Below are 1,044 nucleotides of genomic sequence, written 5' to 3' on the forward strand. Positions count from 1 at the left end.
GGTCTGCGGGCCGCTGGTGCGCGGCGGCGGTGTGTTGCGCGGCGACCTGAACGCCAGCGAGGTGGGCTGCGCCACGAAGTTGAAGTCGTAGCTGCCGGGCTCCGAGCCCGTGGCGTAGCCGCCCTCGCGCAGCGCGTACGACACGGACGCCACCAGATACTCCTGGTTGTCGTCCGACCTGGGCGAGTTGCGCATCGTGAACTTGTAGCCCGGCGCCATGCCGCGCACGGTCGAATGCCCCGTGCTGCGCTGCGCGAGCGCCTGCGACTCTTCCAGCCGGACCTTCGCACAGTGCTCGCCATCGCCCGCCGCCGGGTAGTCGCCCAGCCACTCGTACATCTCGTAGTCGGCGTTGTCGTGGCCCCTGGGCTGGCTGCGCACGTTGAGCAGGTCACCCTTGGGCGTGGTGAAGTTGAAGTCGTTGACCGTGTAGCTGCCCGAGCGCACCTCGGCCGTCACCTGCCAGTCGTCGATCACCTCGATGTCGTCCGTGATGGCGCGGTCGGTCGCGAAGCAGTCGATGCAGGCGTAGCCCGGCAGTTCGTCGTGTGCCGCGATGTCGTCCACCAGCACCAGCGTGTGCCGGTCCTTCTCGTGCCTGAACCAGTAGTAGATGCCTTCGTCCTCCAGCAGGCGCGAGAGAAACTGGTAGTCGCTTTCCTGGTGTTGCACGCAGTAGCGGCGCGGGTTGTGGGTGCCGATCACGTTGTCGGCCTTGGTTTTCTTGAAGCGCTTGATGGGGCTGTCCTCGAACACAGCATCGAGCACTTCGAGAACTTTCTTTTCTTGCAGGATGCGCGAATTGGCGCGCTTGGTGAGCAGCCAGAACCACGAGCGCAGGGTGATGCGATATTCGTAGTGCCGCCCCATGTGGCCGGCGCGCACGAAGCGCACGGCATGGCCCTGGCAGTGGCGTTCGTGCGTACCGCCATCGGCATCCTGGAATTCGATGACCACGTCGAAGGCATGTCCGAGGATGTCCTTGGCGTCGAGTGCCCTGTTCTCCGAGATCACCGTGAGCTCGTAGGCCGACGCACGCGCAAG

General features: G+C 65.1%; 1 protein-coding gene. It reads right to left on the minus strand.

Annotation, left to right across the window (positions count from 1 at the left end; genetic code table 11):
* Nucleotides 1-1,044, minus strand: a 1,044-nt coding sequence (locus ACSFA3_RS25880) for a type VI secretion system Vgr family protein (protein WP_435508170.1), incomplete at both ends; no start/stop codon positions are given.

It is taken from the genome of Variovorax glucosi, assembly GCF_051216695.1.
GTDB lineage: Bacteria > Pseudomonadota > Gammaproteobacteria > Burkholderiales > Burkholderiaceae_C > Variovorax.